The sequence below is a fragment of the Sphingobacterium suaedae genome (genome assembly GCF_042684625.1).
In the GTDB taxonomy this organism is placed as follows: Bacteria; Bacteroidota; Bacteroidia; order Sphingobacteriales; family Sphingobacteriaceae; genus Sphingobacterium; species Sphingobacterium suaedae.
In genome coordinates this window covers 1-22,704 of record NZ_JBHULR010000008.1, presented here as the reverse complement: position 1 = coordinate 22,704, position 22,704 = coordinate 1, and the positions used below count along the sequence as shown (strand labels likewise).

Sequence of the window (22,704 nt, the reverse complement as noted above, 5' to 3'; positions counted from 1 at the left end):
AACTATGAGTTATCAATTGGAGCTGAGACATTATCACTATTTTCAGATTTTGGCAGACGAACTGCATTTTCGGAAGGCTTCCGAACGCCTCTTTATTTCGCAGCCGGGACTTAGCCGGCAAATAAAGCAGATGGAGCATATTTTCGGCGCACAGCTCTTCGAACGGGGCAAACGTTACGTGCGGCTCACACCAGCAGGGCGATATTTAAAGAGTGAAGTTGATCTGCTGTTCCAGCGCGTGGACATTATGGAGCGTGAGGTTCGCCTGTTGGCGGAGGAATCGGTTATGGAACTCCGACTTGGTTTCATCGGTTCGGCGGTGCAGGCCATTTTAGGCCGTTTATTGATCACCCTGAAGCGCGACTACCCGCGTATTGATGTGGATCTTCAGGAGTTATCGAATAGCATACAGATCGAAAAAATAATACGTCAGGAGCTTGATTTCGGGTTTGTACGCATGGACGCCGTACCAAAAGGGCTACAGCATATGGCCGTGCTTACCGAACATTTTTCGCTGGTCGTCCCCCAAGGTCACCCCATACAACATGACAATTTTCAAGGGCTTGATGCTTTTGTCGACGAACCGTTCATTTTGTTCTCCAAGGACTACAGCCATTCGTATTACGATCTGGTCTACAGTATCTTTCAGGATGCGGGGTTTGAGCCGCAGGTTGCTTTACGGACGGTAAATGCCCTTTCGATATTTAATTTGGTGGAACAGGGGCTCGGCGTGGCTATTGTCCCCAGCTCACTGAGATGGGGATACACGAGCAGCGTCAAGTTTATCGATCTGGATTATATCCCCCAGCGTACCACCTTGTCGTTGGTATGGAACAATGACCTAAACCCGGAGGTTTCGGCTTTATTTTTGTCAATTGTTCAGCAGGAGCTGGGCGGCGCAGCTGTAAACCAAATGCATGTTTAACTGTTTGATAAGTAACGTATTTTTTTTATATGCTAAGATTAGCTTTTTTTTGTTTTTTTCTGATGGTAGTTTTCCCCTGCGATGCCCAACCCGTGACTGATCCCAGGTTGGAAACTGTTGCTGTATTCGGACAGGCACAGCCGATAGGTGTAAGTGTGTCGAGCACAAACCGTGTATTTGTTTCTTTTCCACGGCGGGAACCCTACCAGTTTGGACTGACAGAAATAAAGAAGGGCGAGCGTCTCCCTTTTCCGGACCGCGCCTGGAATGAGGCTCATGCCGGGGCAGTCAATAGCTTTGTCAATGTGCAGGACATCTATGTGGACGCGGCCGACCAATTATGGGTTTTGGATTCTAAACCCGCAGCAGGCAACTCTGTCTTTGGCAAGTCTCCTGATGCACCAGCACAGGGACGCTTCAATTTGATTCAGATTGATCTGTCTACAAATAAAGTTGTTCGCCAATATGGGTTCGAGGATTTGGACAAGTCGCGCTCGGGACTCAACGATGTGCGGGTAGATACCCAGCGGGGGCTGGCGTACCTTTCAGACCCGGGACAGGCCGGAATAGTGGTGTTAGATCTAACAACCGGTAAGAGTCGATTGGTTTTAGCCAATACCGCATACAGCAAAGCTGACACCAATTTGGTTCTAACATATGAAGGGAGAGCAATGGAGGACAAAACTGGCAAGCCTTTTATGTCGAATATAAACGGGATTGCGTTGACCAAGGATAACCGTTATTTCTATTTTAAACCAATTAATCAAACCCATCTGTACCGGATCGAAACACGGTATCTGGCCGATGGAGCGTTGACAGCCGATGAACTGGCAGCCCGGGTGGAAGACATGGGACAGACTGCTGTTACCCATGGACTGGTAGCAGATAAGCATGGAAATATCTACCTAACCTCTTCGTTAGATTACAGTATCAAACGGTGGTCGCCAGATGGTAAAATAGAAACCATTGTACAGGATCCCCGGCTGATATGGCCAGACTCGTTAGGAATTGGAAGTGATGGATATCTGTATTTTTCTTGTGCGCAGGTAAATCGGCTACCGCAATGGAATAATGGCGAAGACCGAACGAGTTATCCCTATGCCGTCTACCGGATAAAAATTCTATAGGCCGATTACGACAACGACGATATCCTCGTTATGGTAAGAAGGGTAGTAGCGTGCGATGGCACCATGCTGTTTATAGTACGAAAGTTCCTCGTATACAGCCTGCTTTAAGACACCTTTGCCTCTTCCGTGAACAAAGCGTATCTCGTTATATCCCCAATAGATCGCTGCGTCCAGCTGATCGCGCAGCAGATCGATCGATGCGGCCAGAAGTTCATCGGTGTCATACGTATCCAGGTCGGACAAAAATGCATCGGCATGTAAGTCTACTTCCCTGGGCGGTTTTGGTAAGGATCTCGGCATTTTCAAAAATAATACTTATGTTTAGCATTCTAAAGACGAAATGTATGAAAGGAATGTTTGCGGCGTTAATTCTTATCGCTAGCCACGCTTGTGCTGTTTATGGTCAGACCGATTCGGTGATGATGGAACGGATTTACACGGCTTCTTTTGAACAGGGACAAGCGTATGAGTACCTACGCTATCTAACCAAAAAAATCGGACATCGCATTGCGGGCTCGCAAAAGGCAGAAGCTGCCGTACAATGGTCGAAATCCCTAATGGAAAATTTGCCGTTCGAAAAGGTTTATCTACAGGATGTGGAAGTTCCTTATTGGGAACGGGGCAAGCAGGAACAGGCATATGTGGTTACGACGGGAAAGCCGCTGCAGGTCTTAGCGCTTGGGGGATCGGTGGCCACGCCTCTAGATGGGCTGGAAGCGGAAGTCGTGGAGGTGGAGCTGTTGAGCGATCTACGAAAACATGGGGATGCCGTTGCTGGTAAGATTGTGTTCGTTAATAAACCTTGGGACGAGTCCATTGTGGAAACGGGTGTCGCCTATGGATTAAATAGCAGCCAACGGAGCCGCGGGCCTGCAGAAGCCGCAAAGCTGGGCGCTGTGGCTTATCTTTTTCGGTCGCTTTCCTCCTCGCCCGACGATGATTTTCCACATACGGGAGGAACACGCTACGTAGCCGGAATCGATAGTATCCCCGCATTTGCTATTTCTGCCGTAGGGGCGACGCTATTGTCGCAGACCTTAAAAGAGGATCCAAGTACGCGCGTGCATCTGGCGAACCAATCCAAATGGAAGGGGACTGTTGCAACGCACAATGTCGTTGCGGAGTGGAAAGGAACGCAGTTTCCTGATCAGATCATTACCATTGGCGGACATATAGACTCTTGGGATGTAGGCGAGGGGGCGCACGATAACGGCACTGGTACGATGGGCACCCTCGACGCTATACGTACCCTAATGCGACTGGGCTATAAACCGAGACATACCATCCGGTTGGTTTTTTATATGAATGAGGAGAATGGGGTACATGGTGCTGTGAAATACGGTGAGCAAGCGAAGGCTAATGGCGAACAGCTCATCGCAGCTATAGAAAGCGACGCCGGAGGTTTTGCACCAAGGGGATTCGACATCAAATCGTCTGCAGATAAGGTGGCATGGATACAGCAACACTGGAAGCCCCTTTTCGAACAGAAATTCTGGGTCTCACGCTTCTTACAGGGAAGTCCCGGAGTAGACTCCGGGGTATGGGGCGCTCATTTTCCTAATACACTGATGTTTAATTTTCGGCCAGATCCGCATCGGTATTTCGATATACATCATACTGCGAAGGACGTTTTTGAAGCTGTGGACCGTCGAGAGCTTCAATCGGGGGTGGCTGCCCTGGCTTCGCTCTTGTATTTACTGGATCAGCACATCGAGAAGGTCGGTCGCTAAGTCAGATTATAGCAACGGAGGAAAAGGTGACTGCCGGATATGCTCAAGCTTGATCTGGAAAAGTGCTGCCATTTTGTGGCCTCTTGATTTCGCTTCTGCAGCAATAGGACCTTCAAACAGACTGTCTACCGTGCTGCTGAATATTGACAACCAACGGTTGAAATGCTCTTCCTGTATGGGCAATTGTGCGTGTGGCGGAAATGGGCGGCCTTGATAGGTATATTCATCCAGCAGGATCGTTTGCCAAAAGGTATACATCTTTTCTAAGTGTACAGGCCATCGATCCTGAATCTTTTCATTAAAAATAGGTCCGATAAGCTCATCTTGTCGCACGTTACCATAAAAGGTGTTTACGAGTTGCTTGATATCATCGAGCGTTTCTATATCTCTTTTTTCCATGCCTTCCCTTGCTTTTTGTAAAGTTAGTAAAGTCGGAAAAGAAAAAACATGATTTAGGGCATTTTTGGTTGCACAAGGAGATGCTCGTGCAACCTTTGACATTAATATGTATATTTTTCGACAGACTTGATCTGGTTGTTGCCCTCGGTGAATACAAGCGTTGGCTGATATACGTCCGCTTCTTCAGGTGTCATCTGGACGAATGAGAGGATGTGTACGGTGTCCCCAACTTTGGCATGTAGAGCAGCACCGCCGTTCATACAAACTTCCCCGCTTCCACGTTTCCCTGGAAGGACATAGGTCATAATACGGCTGCCATTGACTGCATTATTGATATAGACCTGTTCATATTTTTTGATGCCCGCCGCATCGAGTAGATCGGCGTCAATGGTAATCGAACCGTTGTATGCTACGTTCGCTTCCGTTACTTTTACTGTGTGGATTTTTGCTTTTAAAATTGTTAATTCCATATAATTATGATATCGCTTTAATTTGTCCGTGGCGGCTATCTGCCAAAGGCTCCGCCTTGTTAATGGATGTGAAGATATATAAATTCTCCTCTTGTAAGATTGTATACGTTGAAAAGCTGAAATTATAAGTGAACTCATAGGGCTTTTCTACATCGAATTGTTGCACGCATCGCGTCTGGACCGAATAGGCAATTCTGCCATCCGGAAAGTATTTGGAGATGGTAAAGCTCGACCCGTTATCCTGAATATGCATCCAGGCGCCCTCTCCCAGGCCGCCCAGCCACTGCGCTTTGTGCGGAACACCAGGAGCTTTTGCCGGTGCCTCAACCATGCCATCGGTCTGGTCATCTCCGAGAGTTTCTTTATGTGTTTTGCTGAAGTTTTCTTTTAGTAATCCAAACTGGAATTTTAAGGAAGCCTTGCGGCCCATATTCAGAGGGGCTAACATGTGCTGATGGTAACAGAATACCGCTTCATCCTTGGCAGCGTTCACCACATTACTCGTTGGACTTGGTTTCAGGCATTCGGGGTAGCAGATCTTGCGCTGCCTGCGATCCTCATCCTCCATGGCACATGTAAGTACCTGTGCGACGAAACGGGAGCAACTGTTGTTATTAGGAGCAAGCGCTCCATATAGCACGGGGCCTCCGGCAACCAGCTTGTCCGCAAATGCGACGCCTTTAGCAAAGGAGATGTTTGCGCATACCGAAAATAAAAGACGGCCGCCCCCATGGGTGGCATCTTCTCTTTGCTTAAGCTCCTCCAGGATCTCCTGCATATTGCTGATTTTACCCTCGGTGTTGATGTCTGCCTTGGTGGAAATTTCAAGCCGGGGATCAAACTCAACTGAACGCGCCCTTCCATATCCCCGCGGGACCAGGTATCGACCAAAGTCATAGTACCTAATCTCACCACTTTTGCGCTCAATGAGCAGTATTGCGGCATGCCCCACTTTAAAATTTAGATTTTTTACCAGACCAAGTTTCTTTAAGTAGGCCATCCATTTTTCATCCCCCCGTGCCGTCTGGTCCGGCCAAGAAATAGGTATGGCAATGTCATTGTACGAAAACATACTCATATCCTATAACGTCTTTTGGGATGGAACCATAGCCGCGAATTCCTGCGCATATAACTTACTAACGTACCGACTGCCATGATCAGGAAAGAAAAGTACCACCACATCATCTTCCTTAAAGTTCATTTTATCGGCATATTTTTCCAAGCAGCAAAGCACCGCGGCACTTGAGAAGCCTGTTAGGTTACCTGTTTGATTGCGGTATTCCCGCGCTATCTTTTTTGTAGACTCACCGTCTACCTGAAAAATCTCATCTACAGCATCGGCGTCAAACGATCCGGGTACAAAGTTTCTTCCTATTCCTTCTATCGGATCGTAAGGACGAACGGATTCTGGGAGCGTTCTGTCTTGTAGGAATTGCTGCAGCACCGAACCATTGGGTTCGACGCCCCAGATCTTAATTGCTGTATTCCGCTCTTTTAGATATCTTCCCGCCCCGGAAATGGTACCTCCGGTACCCACGCCTGCAATGAAGTGCGTGATTTTACCTTCGGTCTGTTGCCACAATTCCGGACCGGTTCCCTTATAATGCGCCCTGATGTTCTGTGTATTGTAATACTGATTGGTAAAGTAGGCATTGTCCTGCGTCGCAGCATAGGATTGGGCCCTGAACTGCGTAGAGTAGAAGTCATGCAAACCGTTGGAATTCTCGCAGATTTCGATCTCAGCTCCCGCACAACGGAGGTTCGCTATTTTTTCCTCCGAGCAGCTTTTGGAAACGAATATTTTCGATCTATAACCGAGTTGCTTTGCAATCAATGTGATTCCCAGACCTGTGTTGCCACTACTGGCTTCCACAAACGTGCCGCCGGGCCGTATTTTACCACTTGCGATCGCTTCCTGTATCATAAAAAGAGCAGGCCGATCTTTAGCCGACATGCCCGGATTGTGAAATTCTTCTTTAATAAATATGTTCGTTTGATACAACGCGGATAACGTTTCACATTTTCGAACAGGGGTATTACCTATAACTGTTGCCGTCAAAACTCTTTGCTCTCTAGATGAAATATAGGCACGTCTCTATACGTACTTATACTATATATAACGGTAAAATAGGGTTTTTAGTTTAGACATAAAAAAAGTTGTCACGAGTAGAGGGCTCGCGACAACCGTATTGAGAAGAGATAATGTGCTTTGTTATTTAGATTAAATAAAAATAACATTACAAATATAGGGTCCTAATCGGGATTTGCAATAGCAAAACTGGAAATAATAATTATAAAATCGGAAATTTTGGAGTTTTGGTTTTATCTACCGATTTAATAGTACTTAACGAGATTATTACAGGATCGCTTTTCTTTTGTAACTAGAATAGAATTTATAGCATGTAAGCCATTTTCGGTATTTGTAAAGGTGTTTAAATTTTTATCATACGGTGTGTCAGAGGATTAATAGTAATTTCTAATACGGTATTGCAAAAATTGTTGGAGAGCCGTATATTTGTGCCACACAAAACAAAGGTGATACCTTTTCGGGGTGTAGCGTAGCCCGGTATCGCGCCACATTTGGGATGTGGAGGTCGTAGGTTCGAATCCTGCCACCCCGACAAAAGCCACTGATTATCAGTGGCTTTTTTGATTTTCGGACATATTTCGGACAAATTCCCCTTGTTTTTTAAAGTTTGTAAAGTTAAGAAAAGTGGGATTCATGATACACGGACTTAAATATCCACCAATAGCACACGGTGTTGACTTTTAACCTTAAACTTATCTTATCTCAATGAAGGATTTCTTCCAAAAATGCTTTCCAGAGGATAAAACCTCTATCCGGATCGCTGTAGTCATGAAGGATACGACTAAATCTTTCGGGAGTATGGTTTTCTAAGAAAACCTGTCTACCTTTTTCACGAATAATCTGGAGATCTTTATCTATCATCGCAACAGCGTCTTTCAAGACGGTTTTATTTTTATCTGTGTGCCAGATATAAGTCGCCTCCTCCGTATCCAGGGTTTCAAGGATGATGTGGTACTGGCTGTTTCCCGATAAAAGAAATACAAACGCAAAGGGACTAAGAACAAACCTAATCTTCATAATACTGCTCTGGTGGTAATCGGCTAAAAATTGAACTTGACGAGAGTGTTTGTATTTTCGTAGTTTAAGGATTTCAGATAGTAATTCCTCTGCGTTTGCGTATACAGTGTCGCCATTCTGTAATTGATCCGAAGTCAAAATATTTTGTTTTTGCAAAGGTAGCTTGCCTAACAGTCCCTTGTTCAGAAACTGGAATTTCACACCTTCTACAATTTCTTTATTTATTCGTTCTATATCATCGGAAGTAGCGATTTGCGCGACCAGTTTTCCGTACTCAAATTCAGCGTTTAGGTGAACAGTGATATTTTTAGATTTCAGTATCTTGATAAAGTAAGGTTTTAATACCTCAAATTCAGGCCTAATCTCCAAATTTTCGATTTGAACTTCCAAAATCGTATGCATCTCTTCCACTTTATAAGTGAAAGCTACATGACCATAATGGAACGATAGGTCTTCAATGGGGATCTTGGTCATCTTTTCTAAACTGAATAGATGACCAACTTGAGCGTTATAGTCCACTGTTGGTTCATCAAAAAGTGTCGCTTGTTTGGCGATTTTACGGTAATAGATATTTCGTTTGAGAAACATTTTGTCTAGGTAATCTATCTGTACATCCCGATAGTCATATATAGTTGGATTGATCTCGGATCGCTGCACCCGACCGATGTATTGAATCAATTTTCCATGGAAAGCAAAGGGATAGGCCAAAAGTAGTGTGCTGATATGCTGAATATCCGAACCTTCGCCAAAATACTGACCTGTCGTAATTAGTACTTGAAAATTCCCTTCTGATAATGTTTTCCATTTCGCTTTCTTACTGCTGTCTGAATCATGTCCGCTGAGCGTTATGGTTTCATAATTTGATTTTAGCAATAGATTAAGCGTCTCGATATGTTCTTTTCTTTCGGTAATTATAACCGCCTTTTTTCCTTGGTTTAGCTCTGCGGATACATCGTCTACTATTAATTGGTTTCTTGCTGTATCATGAATTAGAATTTGGGAAAGTGTTTCGAAACTGTCGGTTTTAGAATTATAGGGAACATGGAGTTTGGTATTCCGGACGATGATATTTGCCCTTTTGTAATCTTCAATTTCCTCTGGTCGGATTTCCGTAATGATATCACCGAGATAAGTAAAGATCAATTTATCATCATTATATTTCCGAAAAGGAGTCGCTGTGAGACCGTAGCAATAAACACTGTTAAGTTTTCCGACGGTGGTACGGTAAGATTCCGCCGGAATATGATGGCATTCGTCGATTAGAATTGTACCAAATTTGTCCTGAATAATTTCGATATGTTTTGGAAGACTTTGTATCGTTGCAATGGTTATTTTACTGGTACCCAATTTTGCTTTTCCCTGCCCTATAATTCCGATATCTGCTTTTGGTATCCCCAAGAATGATTCAATACGTTCTATCCATTGATCTAACAGCTGTTTACGATGCACGACAATAAGTGCAGGTTGTTGTTTGACTGCAATAATCTTCAAGCCAATAACAGTTTTTCCTGTTCCTGGTGGTGCGACAATTACACCGAAATCCTTTTTTTCTACTACCGCTACAGCATTGGTTTGATGCTTTCGCAATGCGGCATTAAAAGAGAATTGGATTATCGGGAGTTCACGTCTATTATCAACAAAGTCATGTGGTACCTGTGTTTCTCTGCAGAATCGCAGTATTTTCCCAATAAATCCTCTTGGGATGAGGATTTCATTTTCCGTTTCTTCAATTAATTTAAAAAATCTTGGCGTTTCGAAAGTGCTTCTCCCTGACTTTTTCTTGATAATAAAGGCTGAATTAGCAAAATTAAGTTGCTCCTTCAAAAAATTGATGAGTACAAAAGGTATAGCGTGACTATTAAGACGGATCGTATTGCTTAGGGTAATCTTAAGTTTTTCGTCAATAGCTGGGATATAGCTATCTGCACTAGTAGCCCCAGTATCGTTATATAATTCCTCTAGTAAATTTAAACTTACTCTTTTTACTTCTTTTAGATATGCGATTTGATCAGGAAATGGATCCATTGTTTTAGGGTCGACAAAGGAACTGTTGCCTTTCTGTAAAGCCGACAAAAATAAGGGCAGTGCAATTAGGTTTCCTAAACCTTTACTCGACAGGTAATCTTGATTTGGAAACAGACGGTCAAAGCTGGAACTCTTATCAAATGGCGAGAATGCACCGCACCCTTCCAAGATATGCGTAAATAACTTACGACTTTTGGCTGCTGGATAAGGGATCTCAAAGAAAATCCATACATGTGCACCATTGCCGGAACGGGAGCGTTCAAGGTAAGCAGGAACGTTTTTAGCAGTACACGCTTCTAAAAATTTCAAAGCCTGTTCTTTCCAATTGGACTTATCGAATCAGCCACTAAAAACCAAGAAGTATTGTCTTGCAACAGTGGATAAATTCCGATATGCTGAAGGCCGTTAAGATGCTTTGTAATTTCTATTTCTGACAATGGCAGGTAGGTTTTGTGGGCATAGCTTTGAAAAGTGCCGCCATTAGCTTTATGTAGTCTATAATGATATGGATCATAGTTATAGGCCGGCATGTACCCGCTTTTATTTCCCTTCTCCCACCGTAAAGCAAATACATCTTCACGACCTTTAAAAAGGTCGAGAAAATAGATTATGTCGTCGTTTGTGAATTCCACTTGTTTTTATTTTGGTATTAAGATAATGAATTGGAATATACATCTTAAAAATATTAATTATCTGGTACGCTTTCGTTTATTAAAGGTGCTTACTGAGATTTGGTATTAAACGTTGCTTTTTGGAGAATTGTTACTTATCTTTACCTTTTGTGGAACGATAAGACCCAATTTTTAGGTCTTATCGTTCCACAAAAGGTAATATGGCAGACAGCGTTTATATATCGGAACATTTAACTAAACCACAGCTCGAATTCTTAAAGTTGCTGGACGACTATGAAATTCAGTTGTTCAAATTCTCCGAAATTGAGCAGTTGCTAGAACAAAAGTTTGACAACTTAAGTGAAATCCTAGAAAATCTAGTCGACAAGGAACTACTTGTACGAATAGAAAAAGGCAAATTTTGCAAACAAGGTTTTCGGGACGAATATGTCATAGGTACTTTCGTTGCTGAAAATAGTGCTGTCGCGTATTGGTCTGCATTGAATCTGCATGGATTGACAGAACAGTTCTCCAATACGGTGTTTATTCAAACGACACATAAAAAATACGACAAATCAATTCTGGGTACTTCTTATAAGTTCGTTAAGATTGCGCCTAATAAAAAAATAGGGATCATCTACAATGGTTACGGTAATCTTCAGTATCCGATCACTGATGTAGAGAAAACAATAGTTGATTGCTTTGATCTACCTCAACATTCTGGTGGCTACGCAGAATTGATCAGAGCAGTTGGTCAAGCGCAAATGCAACCCACTAAATTAGTCGAGTACTGCAAGGCTGTGAATAATATAGCGGTTACCAAACGAATTGGCTATTTGGTCGAACTTCTCCAAATTACCGGTATGGATCCTTTTATAGATTTTGCCAAGAAACAGGTAAAGGATAGATATAACTTGTTTGATCCCCAGGGATTGGACGAAGGTGAATTTGTAGCGGAATGGCGATTAAGGTTAAATATCAGCCGGGAAGAATTGTTAGACATATCCAATAAACAATATTAAATGATACTGAAAAAGGAAATAGAGAAAAAAGCATTGGAACACGAAGTATCCAGAAGCACCATTGACAAGGATTGGGTATTAGGACATTTTGTCGATGCTATATTTTCGATAGATTCTTGCAGAGAGGCACTAATCTTCAAAGGAGGAACATGTTTACGGAAATGTTATATCGCGGATTATCGTTTTTCAGAAGATTTAGATTTTACATCCATCAATCCGGATTTTCAATTGGATGAAGATTTATTGAGGCAAATCATCTCGTTAGTACAAGAGCGCACGGGTATGCAATTGCATCTGGAAAAACTGACCAATCTTCGGCACAATGATATGCCAACTGGCTACGCTGCGATTGTAAAGTTTTGGGGAGCCGATCATTCCAAGGATCAAATTCCGCTAGATCCTTCCCGATGGACTACTTCGATTAAGATTGAAATTATTCTGTACGAGAAGATGCTATTCGCACCGACCTTGAAAACGGTTTACCATGATTATTCCGACCAGCTCACCCCTGCTATAGACGAAATTGCCTGCTATGATATAAGAGAAGTGTTGTCTGAAAAATTAAGAGCCTTGATACAACGCTCCTATACAGCACCTCGTGACTATTATGATATATGGTACTTATCCAAGTATGCGAGTGATCTCGATTGGGTGGAGATCAAGCAGGCTTTCTTAGAGAAAATGGCATTTAAAGGACTTGAATTTACCAGCATAGATCAGCTTTTGAATGCTAAAAGTGAAAACACGGTGAAACGAGCATGGAAAAATAGTTTAGGACATCAGATCGCAACTAGAAAGCTACCTGCTTTTGACGAGGTTAAAAAGGACTTGGAACTATTGTTTAATACAATCTTTGATACGATATAATGCCATTTAATGAAAACTCAAGAGTGAAAATTCCTGCACTTCTTCATTTAATGAGGTTGGGCTATACCTATATTCCATTAAGAGATCATATTCGAAGAGAAGATACCAATATTTTCGAGTCGATATTTTTAGAAAGCTTGCAAAAAATCAATCCGAGTGCTCAACTGGAAGAGTTAAAAAGAGTATTGGATGAAGTAAGTTTGGAGCTTGATTATGAAGATATTGGTGAAAAATTTTACCAGCGCTTAACAGCGACTTCCGGCATCAAGCTGATTGATTTTAAAAACTTCAACAACAATAGCTTTCATGTTACCACTGAATTGATCTGCAAGAATGGAGACGAAGAATTTCGCCCAGACATCACCCTGCTCATCAACGGAATGCCTCTCGCATTCGTAGAGGTAAAGAAACCGCACAACAAAGAAGGAGTTCTAGCAGAACGGCGCCGTATCAATACTCGTTTCAAACAAAAGCAATTCAGAAAATTTGCCAATGCGACACAGTTGATGGTGTTTTCCAATAATATGGAATATGAAGATGGCATTGTGGAACCTGTATTTGGGGCTTTCTATGCTACTTCGGCCTATTCTGACTTGCATTTCAATTATTTTCGTGAAGATGCAGACTATCCGGTAAAGCAGGAATTACTTGCGCTGTCTGACGAACAAGAAAATTTTGTTTTGAAAGATAACAATCTGCTAGTCATCAAACACAGTCCGGAATTCAAAACCAACAAAGAGCCGTATACGCCTACGCACCGTATGCTTACATCTTTGTTTAGCAGAGAGCGATTAGCTTTCGTCTTACGTTATTCTATCGCTTATGTTCGTGAAGAAAACGGATTGCAAAAACATATTATGCGGTACCCTCAGGTATTTGCAACCATTGCTATTGCTACAAAATTGGAAGAAGGAAAGACAAAGGGTATCATCTGGCATACGCAAGGTTCGGGAAAAACTGCTTTGGCATTCTATAATGTAAAACATCTTACCGATTATTATCAGAAAAAACACATTATTCCTAAGTTCTACTTCATTGTAGACCGCTTGGATTTGTTAATCCAAGCCTCAAATGAATTTGCTAAACGTGGGTTGAAAGTCAATAAGGTTAATTCCAGACAAGAGTTTATTGCAGATTTAAAGGTGGTTGGTGCCATCCATAACGATAGTGGACAAGCAGAAATCACGGTCGTAAATATTCAAAAATTCAGCGAAGATGCTACTGTACCCGAAAATATAGGATACGATATCAATACGCAGCGCATTTTCTTTTTAGATGAGGCACATAGAAGCTACAATCCAAAGGGAAACTATTTAGCTAATCTAATCAATTCCGATAAAAATGCGGTGAAAATTGCTTTAACGGGTACACCACTATTAAAGGAAGTAGCGAAAGAATATGACTCTAAACTACTCTTTGGTAATTATATCCATAAATACTATTACAATCGTTCCATTGCCGATGGATATACCCTAAGACTGATCCGTGAAGAAATTGAAGGCAGCTTCAAAATGGAGATGAAGGAAGTAATAGAGCAAATCAAAGTGCTAAAAGGTGATATCAAGACGTCTGATGTCTATGCTGACCGGAGGTTTGCACAAGGGTTGTTAGATTATATCGCCAAAGACATCGAAGATTTCAGGGATTACTGGAGGGATGAAACCCTGGGCGGGATGGTGGTTTGTGATTCGTCCAAGCAAGCTAAAATGCTGTTCCAATTGTTCGAAGAAAGGTATGGACAGCAAGAGATCCATGTTCAGAATTTATCCATAGCTGCTGATCCCGGAGTTCCTTATGGAGATAGACGAAAAGAAAAGCTGACTGCAGCTTTAATATTACACGACGAGAACGATAAACAAATCCGTAAAGATCTGATCGAGGCTTTCAAAAGCGGAAAGATTGATATTCTATTCGTTTACAATATGCTATTGACCGGGTTTGATGCTAAACGATTGAAAAAGTTGTATTTGGCCCGGGTTATCCAAGATCATAATTTGTTGCAGACGTTGACGCGTGTAAACCGGCCTTATAAGAAATATCAATATGGCTACGTCGTAGATTTTGCTGACATTTCAAAAGCATTTGACCGAACCAACCAATTGTATTTTCAGGAGTTGCAGGAACAATTAGGCGATGAGATGGAAATGTATTCACATTTATTCAAATCAGAAGCCGAAATTCGCACTGAGATAAATGAAATCCAGGAAACATTATTTCATTACGACACACAGAACCAAGAAATTTTCTCCCAGCAAATTGCAGCGATACATGATAAACATGAATTGATACGATTGGTCAAAGCACTACGTACGGCCAAGGAGCTGAAAAACATTATTGCGATTAATGGTTACGAAGGTCTGGGAGAATTAGTGGACTTTGCCGTTCTGAACCGCTTACTCTTGGAAGCGCAAAGCCGATTGGATAATCTAAACTTTGTAGAAAGCCTAGAGAGCAGTGACGAAACCCGCAACCTGTTAGACGCCGCACTGGAGGATATCGTTTTCCAGTTTATTAAAGTAGGTGAAGAAGAATTGCGCTTAGCAGATGAGTACAAAGACCAACTTCGTAAAACAAGGGAAGCCCTACAGCAGAATTTTGACACCGGCGACCCCGCTTTTATTAGTTTAAAAGAAGAGCTTGAAAGAATTTTCCGAAAGAAAAACCTATCGGAAACTAATCAGGAGGATATGGTGGAAAACATGCAGTTACTTCGCCAGATCTACGATCAAGCCAAAGAGCTCAACCGTAAAAATGCTTTGTTACGAGCAAAGTACAATCATGATGAAAAATATGCACGTATCCATAAACGTTTGATTGAAAAAGGAAATTTATCAGCTAAAGAAATGCAGTTGCACCGTGCTCTGATGCAAGTGAAGCTCGAAGTGGATGAAAAACTGGAAGGGCAAGAGGACATCTTGGAGAATCAAGCCTGGTTCGACCGTTATGTTGTCAAGTTAGTTGCTCAACAGTTTGTAGTGAAAGAAAAAATGGAACTTGACGCTGCCACGCGACAAAACATAAGTAATCTAATTGGGAAAGAATATTACCAATTACGCGGAAATATATAAAACATGACACACGATATTACCTATACCACGAAAACCAAACAGCTGATTGACAGCTTGAAAAGCGTATGTGCCAATTACGGTTTGGGCAACGATGGTAATGAATTTAAAATTATCACACAAGTATTTCTATATAAGTTCTTAAACGATAAATTCCGATTCGAAGTCAAAAGACCGAGACCCGAATTGGCCAGTAACAAAGAGTTTTATCAGAACCTAAAAAATCTATACGATACACAAAGTGATCAGTACGAGTTATTGATGGACTTACTGGATGAAAATGTACCTCGTCTGAAACCTCATCAACTGATCTCACACTTGTACAACATCCAAAACTCCGACGATTTTGCCAAAACATTTGACGACACCTTACGGGATATTAGTATCGAGAATGCCGATGTATTTTCTATCAAATCGTTTTCGGGAGCCAAAGATAAGTTATTCGATGAATTAAGTAATTACATCACAGACTCATCGCAGCGGGATGACTTTTGCAAGGCGCTTATCAACAAATTGTTTGAATTTAGTTTTGAGGAGAGTTTTGAAGATTACTTTACGGAGAAATACGACTTCTTTAAGGATATTTTTGAGTATCTTATTAAGGACTACAACTCCGACTCCGGTGGCAAATATGCTGAATATTATACACCCAATGCTGTGGCCCGTATCATTGCCAATATCTTGGTAGAAGGTGATGTTAAGAAGGCGCGCTGTTATGACCCTAGTGTGGGATCAGGTTCCCTATTGATGTCCTTGGCACACAATATTGGCGAAGACCGATGCACCATTTATTCGGAAGATATTTCGCAGAAGTCAAGTACCATGTTGCGATTGAATTTGATCTTAAACAATTTGACACACAGCATTCCGAATGTTATCAAGACCAACACCATTGCGCAGCCGTACTATCTGGAAAAGCAAAAGTTCGATTACATTGTGTCTAATCCCCCATTTAAACTGGATTTCTCAGATTTTCGAGAGCATCTAGATACCGATCGTTTCAAAGAACGTTTTTTTGCTGGTATTCCTAACGTACCCAAAGCGAAAAAAGAGTCGATGGCGATTTACTTGCTCTTTATACAACATATTATGTATAGCCTGAGCGACAATGGCAAGGCCGCTATTGTTGTGCCGACAGGATTTATCACAGCACAAAGCGGTATTGAGAAAAAAATACGTGAAAGACTCATTGACAAGGGATGGCTACGAGGGGTGGTGAGTATGCCTAGCAATATCTTTGCTAGTACCGGTACTAATGTTTCTGTGATTTTTATAGATAAGCAAGCAGGCAGAGAACAGATAGTGTTGATGGATGCGAGTAAATTGGGTGAAACGGTCAAGGAAGGCAAAAATCAGCGTACGGTACTCACCCGGGAAGAAGAAGCAAAGATTGTCAATACTTTTCATAGCAGAGAAGTCGTAGAAGACTTCAGTGTGGTAGTTAGTGCTGACGAGGTAAAAGGTAAAAACTATAGTTTCTCTGCGGGGCAATATTTCGAGGTGAAGATTGAATATGTCGATATTACGCCGGAAGAGTTTGTCGAAAAAATGAACGGATTTGAAACTCGATTAGCTGAACTTTTTAAAGAGGGAAATAAGTTGGATGCGGAAATTCAGAAACAATTAAAAGGATTGAAGTATGAGTAACTGGAGAAGAGTTGATGAGCTTATAACATATCATGGAAAGGGAGTAACGCCTAAATACGTAGGTAAAAGCTCTATCGTAGTATTGAACCAAAAGTGTATAAGAAATAATAAAATTGATTATTCTTTTGCTCAATACATTGACGATAGCAAAGACTACAACCAAGAAAAATTTTTAAGAATAGGTGACATACTGATAAATTCAACTGGCCAAGGAACAGCTGGTAGGGTCACATTGGTTAAATATATTCCTGATAACTTTACAGTTATAGTTGATTCACACATTTTAGTTTTACGAACAAACAATTTCTTTGAATCTAAATGTTTGAATTATAGTCTTTTTTCTATCGAGTCTACCCTTCAGAAGTTTATGGATGGGAGTACGGGCCAAGGAGAGTTTGACAGGGTTAGATTATTTAATGTAAAAGTTGGGTATTCACGAGATGTTATTACTCAACAAAAAATCGCATCTGTCCTCTCTGCTTTAGACGATAAGATTGATCTAAACAATAAAATTAATGCCGAGCTAGAGCAAATGGCCAAAACTTTATATGACTATTGGTTTGTACAGTTTGATTTTCCAAATGAAGCCGGTAAACCCTATAAATCGTCAGGCGGTAAGATGGTATATAACAATGTCTTGAAAAAGGAGATCCCAGAGGGATGGGAAACAAAACGACTAGGAGATGTTTTAAATACCTGTTTAGGAGGTACACCTTCAACTAAAAATAAAAAATACTGGAACGGAAATATTCCGTGGCTGAACTCAGGAGAAGTCTCCAATTTTCCTTTGATTGAAACTGAGCAGAGAATATCTGAAGAAGCAATAAATAATTCTTCAACTCAATTATTAAAAAAAGGCTCTGTTTTATTATCAATTACTCGACATTTAAGAGTGAATATTCTAGGTATTGATGCCTGCATTAATCAATCTATTGCTGGACTTGAAGAAAGTGAGAATATAAAAAAATCTTATATTTATTATGCTATTTCAAATGATATCGAACGTCTGATGAGTCTAAGAACAGGAGCTCAACAACCTCATATTAACAAAACTATTGTTGATGATTCTCCTTTTTTGATACCTAGCCATTTAGTACTGTCAATGTATTACAACATTACTGAGCCAATTATTGAACGAATTATTAATAATGCCAAACAGAACCAAGAACTTGCTAAACTCCGAGATTGGCTATTGCCTATGTTGATGAATGGGCAAGTAAAAGTTAGTGACAATTACAATATAGATAGTGATGATACTTTAATTGCTGCAGAACCGGACGTATGCTATGGTGGCAAAGAACATTTAGATATCCCCTCGAACAGAAAAAGTTTTGCCCGGCAAGTTTTAGCTGGAAAAGTCGTGTCAGTATTTAAGGACGATCCGAATTTTTCCAATATCAAATTTCAAAAAATACAATTCTTGGCCGAGCATATCATCGAGGCAGATTTGAACCAAAATTATTACTACCAAGCTGCTGGTCCATATGATAACGCTTTTATGAAATCGATATATGGTCATTTCAAAACACAGAAATGGTTTGACTCGCAAAATCAACGCTTCGTACCTTTAACAAAAGAGGAAAAAATCGAGGGATATTATCAAGGTTATTTTGCCACGGCACAGGAGCGACTGGATAGATTATTTAATCTGCTTTATCAAACCACTGAAGCAGAAGCAGAGATAATTGCAACTATCTATGCCGTATGGAACAACAGAATTATTCAGGGAACGTCGATATCAGACAGTGAGCTGATTGAAGATTTTTATGAATGGAGCGATCGGAAACAGCAATATACTACGGATCAAATATTGGTTGGATTAAAATGGTTAAGAGATAATAACTTGGAGCCAAAAGGGTTTGGAAAATTAATTAAGAAAGCGAAGGGGAAATGAGTCGTATAGAAATCGTACCTTATTCGACAATCGAAGATCATAGCTATGTACCTGATACTGTTATATCAATTAGTGCTGGCCCGTTCGCAGGGGTTCCATTTGAGGATGGGAAAATCACTTTCACTTTTATTGGTTGTAGATTCCGAAAAGTTTTTATTGAAAATTCAGAGGATATAAATTTCGAAAATATTAGTATCCAATTTGTAGCTTGTTATTTAGAAGATTTGCAGGTGGAGAATATTTTATCTCAAAATATCTCCATCCATTTTTTCAACTCTATTTTGACTGGGCGAATAAGTAGCCCTAACCTCAAATCAGTAAGTATAAATAATTGCGTTGGCCGCAGTGTATTTTTCTTAGACCAGAATAGAGTAGATGTTTCATACACAGAAGAAAATGTATTTCCAAAATATTGGCGTAAATTACTGAAAGATATCAATACCGATTTTTTTACAGTTATTAACGAAAAGCAGTCTTTTTATATATACGACACAAAAATTGTTTCTTTTAAAACTAACGAAGCAAACGAAATAAGAAAGGGATTATACAAAAGAAATTATGAGTCTTATCCGCCTTATAAAGTAGGTTACTACTTCACTGAAGAAGAGAAAAGCTCTTTTGAACATCAATCTATTGATACAATATTCGAAGCCGGTTGAGGAACAAACTACAATAATTTCTGGATCCAATTTAAATTCGCTTTCGCTATCGGGAATGACAGAAGGTCCGCTATTGATTGAAAGCACAAAAATCAACAGTTGGTATATTTCTGATTTTCTCCCGAAAGGAGAAGTTAGCCTACATAACATCTATCCAATAGATGATCAAGCTGATAGTAAAATAGGAATACACAAGAGTAATCTTGATGGCGTTTGGTTTGATAACATAGATTTCGATAAATATAAGCGAATTTCTCTTTATAGATCCAAAGTTGCCAAAGCAACATTTACTTCCTGTAATTTTCCCGATCAATATTCGAGTTTTGAGAAATTTATGCCTATTGAGAATGTACATTATCCGGAACGGAAAACGCAAAATCATCACAAAGATCAATATGAGATATTTTTACAATTGAAAAAATCGTTGGAAAATACCGGAAATTACTATGAGGCGCAAAAGTTACAATCAATTGCCCATGATGCTTTACACAAGATCAATTCGATTTCTTGCGGAGACCGTATCATTCTTAAAGTAAATAGCTTGTCAAATAAACATGGACTTTCGATTATTAGACCTTTTTTATGGTTCATAGGAGTTTCAGTACTTTTATACATACTCTATTTATTAAGTCTTGGGAGAATATTCAATTCTAACCAATTTGACCACAAACTAATCGGTTATTACTTTTCATTTATTGATCTCACGCATCGAAATGACTTTTTAGTTAATAAAGAAGAGTTTACGAACTGGTCATTAGCTATAGATTATATCAGCAAGGTAATTTTTGGATTTATTATTTACCAATTTATTGCTGCGTTTAGAAAATATGGAAAAAAGTAGACTAAGTTTATCTGTAAATCGATAATCTAATTAACTCTTAATATTATGAAAGCAACTTCTACAAACCTTTTAACTGTTCTTAAAGGACCAAAGCAATTTGTAATCCCGATTTATCAGCGAACGTATAGCTGGCAATTATCACAATGCAAACAATTATTATATGATATCTTAAAAGCAGGAAACGACAAAAGCGTTTCGGGCCATTTTGTAGGATCTGTTGTTTATTTCCAAGAAAGCATTTATAATACCACGGATGTGCCACAGTTGCTTATTATCGATGGACAACAGCGAGTAACCACCGTTAGTTTAATTATTTTAGCATTATCGGAGTTCCTAAAGAATAATGAAATAGAGATAGAAACCAATGCTTCAAAGCTAAAAAACTATTACCTTTTGAATGCGGACGAAGATAATGAGTTAAGATATAAGCTTTTATTGACCAGAAAGGATAAAGAGACTTATTTAAGTCTTCTGAACGATCTTCCATTGCCGGAGAAATATTCTCAACGGGTTTTTGAAAACTATCAATTTTTTAGGGAAAACATTAACAGAGAAAACGTCAATGCATTATATAATGGTATAATGAAGTTGTTTGCTGTAGATGTTACGCTCGAAAAGGGTAAAGATAATCCACAGCTTATCTTTGAGAGCATGAATTCCACTGGTTTAGACTTATCTCAAGCGGATCTTATTCGTAATTATATCTTAATGGGACAAGAGATCCAGACCCAAACAAGATTGTATGAAAAGTATTGGTACCCCATGGAACAAAACTATGGGAACGATTATGTGGCGTTTTTCGATCGATTTATGCGGGACTATCTTTCTACCAAGACGGGAGTCATCCCGAATATTAACCTTGTTTACAATGCGTTCAAATCCTATGCGAATGGTTTGTTGATAGAAGATATTGTAGCAGATATCACAGAGTACGCCTCTTATTATGCCAACATGGTATTGCTGAAGGAAAAGGATCCGGACTTATTGAAAGCATTTAAAAACTTGAAAGAACTACGTGTAGATGTGTCTTATCCATTCTTACTGGCTGTATATAATGATTACAGCAAACAAATGATCGGCAAAGGGGATCTTTTAACAGTCTTGCAGTTAGTGGAAAATTATGTTTTCCGAAGAGCGATTTGTGGAATTGCTACCAACAGTCTGAATAAAACTTTTCTCACATTATATAAATCAGTGAATAAGTCGGATTATCTTGGTAGCCTTTCTGCTACGATGCAACTCTTTAACGGTTACAAGAGGTTTCCGAACGACGGTGAATTTATCCGTGAGATTAAAGTGAAAGATCTATATAATTTCCGATCAAAAACTTACTTTCTCAGCAGATTGGAAAATTATCGGCGCAAAGAATGGGTGTCTATCAGTGATTATACCATAGAACATATACTTCCGCAGAATGAAAATCTCAATCTCGAATGGCAGCAGATGCTGGGTGAAAACTGGAAAGAAACACATAATACTTGGTTGCATACATTGGGCAATCTGACATTGACAGGCTACAATTCGGAACTGAGTGATCGTCCATTTCAAAAAAAGAAAACTATTGAAGGCGGATTTAATCAATCGCCACTTAACTTGAATAATTACCTAAGAACAGTGGAAGAATGGAATGAAATCCATATTCAGGAAAGAGCTGGTCTATTAGCTGAAATCGCAGCAAGTGTTTGGAAATATCCTAACCTGTCAGAAGAGGTGTTAACAAGATATGTTGAACAAGAAAGGCGAGTTGCTAATGAATATACTATAAGTGATTACGAGTATCTGTCTGGGGAAATGCTTGTCGTCTTTCACGAGTTAAGGAAACGGATTCTGGAATTGGATGATTCTGTCAAAGAAGAGTTCAAAAAGCTTTATATCGCTTATAAAACATCTACGAATTTTGTTGATATTGTGCCGCAAAAATCTCGTCTTCGATTATCCTTAAATATGCCATTTAGTGAATTGATAGATCCTGAAAATACATGTAAGGATGTTACAGATCTTGGACGATGGGGTAATGGAGATGTTGAATTAGGAGTCGCCTCAATCGAAGAAATATCTAAGGCTATTGGATTCATCCAGCAGGCGTTAGATTATCAGGAACAATAATATCAATCTCAAACATCCGGAAGACCTTGATGTCTCCGGATGTTTTGAAATGATTCGGACATCCATCCCATGGCAGTCTTCATCTGTATGCGGCCTATGAACTACAGGTTCGCTGATTTTTTGAAGTTCTGAGGATAAAGATCCTTTAAGTTTTTATGGTTTATTGACATGATGTTTTCCAAGGTATGCATTAACCATTGGAATGGGTTC

The 22,704-nt window shown here is 40.2% G+C and carries 17 protein-coding genes, 1 tRNA gene and 1 pseudogene; 12 read left to right on the top strand and 7 right to left on the bottom strand.

Features of this window, described 5'->3' with window-relative positions:
* The first annotated feature begins 4 nt into the window (after window positions 1–4).
* Together ACFSR5_RS15300 and ACFSR5_RS15295 are read left to right on the top strand one after the other, a co-directional pair.
* Window positions 5–925, top strand: a complete 921-nt coding sequence (locus ACFSR5_RS15300) for a LysR family transcriptional regulator (RefSeq protein WP_380905331.1) — start codon at window positions 5–7, stop codon at window positions 923–925.
* Between the two features lie 29 nt (window positions 926–954).
* Window positions 955–2,052: an L-dopachrome tautomerase-related protein gene (locus ACFSR5_RS15295; RefSeq protein ID WP_380905330.1), complete on the top strand. Its 1,098-nt coding sequence runs from the start codon at window positions 955–957 to the stop codon at window positions 2,050–2,052.
* Here the strand turns inward: ACFSR5_RS15295 and ACFSR5_RS15290 are convergent.
* Window positions 2,047–2,352, bottom strand: a complete 306-nt coding sequence (locus ACFSR5_RS15290) for a Smr/MutS family protein (RefSeq protein WP_380905329.1) — start codon at window positions 2,350–2,352, stop codon at window positions 2,047–2,049. The genes ACFSR5_RS15295 and ACFSR5_RS15290 overlap by 6 nt on opposite strands.
* 44 nt (window positions 2,353–2,396) lie before the next feature.
* Here ACFSR5_RS15290 and ACFSR5_RS15285 point away from each other — a divergent pair, with 44 nt between their 5' ends.
* Window positions 2,397–3,782 (top strand): M20/M25/M40 family metallo-hydrolase, encoded by a 1,386-nt coding sequence (locus ACFSR5_RS15285; RefSeq protein WP_380905328.1) that lies wholly within the window; start codon window positions 2,397–2,399, stop codon window positions 3,780–3,782.
* 6 nt (window positions 3,783–3,788) lie between these two features.
* Here ACFSR5_RS15285 and ACFSR5_RS15280 read toward each other — a convergent pair whose 3' ends face one another.
* The 4 genes from ACFSR5_RS15280 to ACFSR5_RS15265 form a co-directional block, all read right to left on the bottom strand.
* The gene (locus ACFSR5_RS15280; protein ID WP_380905327.1) at window positions 3,789–4,181 is read right to left on the bottom strand and encodes a group III truncated hemoglobin; all 393 of its coding nucleotides are present in this window, start codon (window positions 4,179–4,181) and stop codon (window positions 3,789–3,791) included.
* Between the two features lie 101 nt (window positions 4,182–4,282).
* The gene (gene panD / locus ACFSR5_RS15275) at window positions 4,283–4,651 is read right to left on the bottom strand and encodes an aspartate 1-decarboxylase (protein ID WP_380905326.1); all 369 of its coding nucleotides are present in this window, start codon (window positions 4,649–4,651) and stop codon (window positions 4,283–4,285) included.
* Between the two features lie 4 nt (window positions 4,652–4,655).
* On the bottom strand, window positions 4,656–5,729 hold the full coding sequence (locus ACFSR5_RS15270) for a DUF6695 family protein (RefSeq protein ID WP_380905325.1): 1,074 nt from the start codon (window positions 5,727–5,729) through the stop codon (window positions 4,656–4,658).
* A gap of 3 nt (window positions 5,730–5,732) precedes the next feature.
* The gene (locus tag ACFSR5_RS15265; protein WP_380905324.1) at window positions 5,733–6,710 is read right to left on the bottom strand and encodes a PLP-dependent cysteine synthase family protein; all 978 of its coding nucleotides are present in this window, start codon (window positions 6,708–6,710) and stop codon (window positions 5,733–5,735) included.
* A gap of 488 nt (window positions 6,711–7,198) precedes the next feature.
* Between ACFSR5_RS15265 and ACFSR5_RS15260 the strand changes: the two genes are divergently transcribed.
* Window positions 7,199–7,272: transfer RNA gene (locus tag ACFSR5_RS15260), tRNA-Pro, on the top strand.
* A 170-nt stretch (window positions 7,273–7,442) separates the two neighbouring features.
* Here ACFSR5_RS15260 and ACFSR5_RS15255 read toward each other — a convergent pair.
* Together ACFSR5_RS15255 and ACFSR5_RS15250 are read right to left on the bottom strand one after the other, a co-directional pair.
* Window positions 7,443–9,782: a DEAD/DEAH box helicase family protein gene (locus ACFSR5_RS15255; protein ID WP_380905380.1), complete on the bottom strand. Its 2,340-nt coding sequence runs from the start codon at window positions 9,780–9,782 to the stop codon at window positions 7,443–7,445.
* A pseudogene (locus tag ACFSR5_RS15250) lies at window positions 9,774–10,414 on the bottom strand (TOTE conflict system archaeo-eukaryotic primase domain-containing protein); the annotation flags it as partial. The pseudogene ACFSR5_RS15250 and the gene ACFSR5_RS15255, both read right to left, overlap by 9 nt.
* Window positions 10,415–10,614: 200 nt before the next feature.
* Between ACFSR5_RS15250 and ACFSR5_RS15245 the strand changes: the two are divergent.
* The 8 genes from ACFSR5_RS15245 to ACFSR5_RS15210 are packed head-to-tail and all read left to right on the top strand — an operon-like array spanning window position 10,615 to window position 22,494.
* Window positions 10,615–11,415, top strand: a complete 801-nt coding sequence (locus tag ACFSR5_RS15245) for a type IV toxin-antitoxin system AbiEi family antitoxin domain-containing protein (RefSeq protein ID WP_380905323.1) — start codon at window positions 10,615–10,617, stop codon at window positions 11,413–11,415.
* Window positions 11,416–12,282, top strand: coding sequence for a nucleotidyl transferase AbiEii/AbiGii toxin family protein (locus tag ACFSR5_RS15240; protein ID WP_380905322.1), 867 nt, complete (start codon window positions 11,416–11,418; stop codon window positions 12,280–12,282). It begins immediately after the preceding gene.
* Window positions 12,282–15,350, top strand: a complete 3,069-nt coding sequence (locus tag ACFSR5_RS15235; RefSeq protein WP_380905321.1) for a type I restriction endonuclease subunit R — start codon at window positions 12,282–12,284, stop codon at window positions 15,348–15,350. Before ACFSR5_RS15240 ends, ACFSR5_RS15235 begins: the two co-directional genes overlap by 1 nt.
* A 3-nt stretch (window positions 15,351–15,353) precedes the next feature.
* A complete protein-coding gene (locus ACFSR5_RS15230; protein WP_380905320.1) occupies window positions 15,354–16,994 on the top strand; it encodes an HsdM family class I SAM-dependent methyltransferase in 1,641 nt (546 codons plus the stop codon).
* Window positions 16,987–18,888 carry a restriction endonuclease subunit S gene (locus ACFSR5_RS15225; protein WP_380905319.1) on the top strand — a complete coding sequence of 634 codons (1,902 nt, stop codon included), beginning with the start codon at window positions 16,987–16,989 and terminating at the stop codon, window positions 18,886–18,888. The genes ACFSR5_RS15230 and ACFSR5_RS15225 overlap by 8 nt, the downstream gene beginning before the upstream one ends.
* Window positions 18,885–19,547, top strand: a complete 663-nt coding sequence (locus ACFSR5_RS15220) for a hypothetical protein (protein ID WP_380905318.1) — start codon at window positions 18,885–18,887, stop codon at window positions 19,545–19,547. Before ACFSR5_RS15225 ends, ACFSR5_RS15220 begins: the two co-directional genes overlap by 4 nt.
* 55 nt (window positions 19,548–19,602) lie before the next feature.
* Window positions 19,603–20,388, top strand: coding sequence for a hypothetical protein (locus ACFSR5_RS15215; protein WP_380905317.1), 786 nt, complete (start codon window positions 19,603–19,605; stop codon window positions 20,386–20,388).
* A gap of 45 nt (window positions 20,389–20,433) precedes the next feature.
* Window positions 20,434–22,494: a GmrSD restriction endonuclease domain-containing protein gene (locus ACFSR5_RS15210; RefSeq protein WP_380905316.1), complete on the top strand. Its 2,061-nt coding sequence runs from the start codon at window positions 20,434–20,436 to the stop codon at window positions 22,492–22,494.
* The last annotated feature ends 210 nt before the right edge of the window (window positions 22,495–22,704 follow it).